This is a genomic window from Paracoccus sp. S4493 (assembly GCF_000967735.1).
Classification (GTDB): Bacteria; Pseudomonadota; Alphaproteobacteria; order Rhodobacterales; family Rhodobacteraceae; genus Paracoccus; species Paracoccus marcusii.
Genome location: NZ_JXYF01000363.1, coordinates 1 through 2,029 on the forward strand (window position 1 = coordinate 1; position 2,029 = coordinate 2,029).

Annotated in this window: 3 protein-coding genes; all 3 read left to right on the forward strand. The window is 55.5% G+C overall.

The window, feature by feature from the left end; all coding sequences use genetic code 11:
* The first annotated feature begins 71 nt into the window (after positions 1-71).
* Positions 72-386: an H-NS histone family protein gene (locus tag TW83_RS17745; RefSeq protein ID WP_045984116.1), complete on the forward strand. Its 315-nt coding sequence runs from the start codon at positions 72-74 to the stop codon at positions 384-386.
* A 281-nt stretch (positions 387-667) separates the two neighbouring features.
* The gene (locus TW83_RS17750; RefSeq protein WP_084697689.1) at positions 668-1,516 is read left to right on the forward strand and encodes a phosphatase PAP2 family protein; all 849 of its coding nucleotides are present in this window, start codon (positions 668-670) and stop codon (positions 1,514-1,516) included.
* A 97-nt stretch (positions 1,517-1,613) separates the two neighbouring features.
* On the forward strand, positions 1,614-2,029 hold a 416-nt coding region (locus TW83_RS20930; RefSeq protein ID WP_157001768.1), incomplete at its 3' end, for a DUF892 family protein.

Sequence of the window (2,029 nt, forward strand, 5' to 3'; positions counted from 1 at the left end):
TTACTTGGGGAATGTGGGTTTATACGTCTCACGAATATAGTAAAAGCACTGCCTGCAAAAAAAGGATACCTATGTCTGATCTTGATTTTGATACAATGAGCCTTGACGAAATGAAGCGACTGAAGCGGGATCTAGACAAGGCCATTGCCAATTTCGACGACCGCCGTAAGGCGGAAGCCAGACGCGATCTGGAAGAAAAGGCCCGCGAGTATGGGTTCTCTCTGTCCGAACTTACGGACACCAAACCCACGAAACGCGCCACCCCCGCCCCGAAATATCGCAATCCCGGCAATCCGGATCAGACGTGGTCCGGACGGGGCCGGCAGCCGATTTGGTTTCGAGACGCCATCGTGGCCGGAACAGAGCCGGACGATCTTAAAATCTGACTATGCGCAGAATGATGGGCCGGTCATGCACCGGCCCATTCAGCTTTGATCGGCACGGCTTGCAGAACCAGAGTTATGATATTGGAACTGTTAGATGCATCCGGGGATTGGCATGTCTGATCGCAATACCGAACTCCGCCATGCAGTATGTCATCTACGATCCACACCGCCGCGGCTTCTGGAAGAGCCCAACGAAGGTGGTGCCACCGCCGGACAAGGCGATTATGTGGAATTGGAAGTGAGAGTTCTGATTTAAGGCAAACGCCGCGCGATGGAAAAGCATGATCCGGGCGGGCGCAGACTTCCGCCATCGCAGCCCGGTTGGATCATGCGTCAGAACAACAGTTGATGAATCTTTATCAAGCAAGAACCTGCCAACGATAATAGCCTCTGTTTCTCACGCTACATCTTTTATTGCCGGAACCAGGAAGAGCTTTGCTTGCTTCATTGTGCCTGCCGAATGGGCAGCGCAAGATCAGCAAGAAAGCGATCCAATGGAAACGAACAGTCACGAAAAAAAAGTCTCTCCCGACGCCGCCAGCGTCGTCGAAGAAGCGGACAAGGAAGTTGCACGCTCTGCTGCGCGCCACCGCCATCATCCAGTGGTCAAAACACTCGGGACTGCCAGCGAAATTGCTGATCAGATCCCGCTGTCGATCGTCTGTGCCGCAATGATCGGGGCAGGGGCGATTACCCATCGACCACAGATGACGCAGGTCGGCCTCAAGATGATGACCGCTCATGTTCTTGCAAACTCTGTCAAACGGATCATCAAGAACAATTTCAAGCGGACCCGCCCGAAAGTCATGATCGAAGAGCAGACCTATGAATGCGAGGCGGGTGAAAGCGAAGGTGGACACGACACTTCGTTTCCGTCCGGTCACACTGCCGGAGCCGTGGCTGTGGCCACCGTCATGGCGCGCGATCTGCCGCAGACAGCCGTTCCGGCCATGGCAGTTGCTGCGATGATTGCCGGGATTCAGGTACCCCGCGGTAAGCATTATCCCATTGATGTTGCAGCCGGCGCTGTCCTCGGTCTGGCAGCCGCGTGCGCCGTTCACGCCTTTTGGCCTCAGGGCCGGGAAACCCGAAAACCAACAGCGGAACATTCGCGATTGGCTGCCCGATAACAAATGCCGCGCTGCCGTGGGAACAGCCGCCTAAACACCGGCGTTTCAGCAGGCAATTCCACAATTATCCAACCAACACTCGAGAGAGAACCTGATCATGGCAAAAGAGAAAAAGGCTGCTGACGAGACGTCGACCAGGGCAAAGGAAAAAGCGTCGAAATCGAGCAAAGCTGCACGTGGGAAAGCCGAAAAAGCCAGCGCTGAAACACGTGCGAAGCGCTCCCAGACCATCGCTGCCAAAGCGGCCTCCGCCAAGGCATCCAAGCAGGCCAGCGAGTTGAAGGGTTTGGCTGATCTCTTCGAACATGCGCTGGCGGATATGTATTATGCCGAGAAGAAGATCTACAAATCTTTGCCCAAGATGATCAAGGCGGCCAACCACCCGGAGCTGGTTGAGGCGCTGACACAACATCGGGAGGAGACCGCCGCCCAGATCGAAGGCCTTGAGGCGATCTTCACGCTCTTGGGCAAGCGGGCCAAGGCCGAGAAATGTGACGCCATCGATGGCATCCT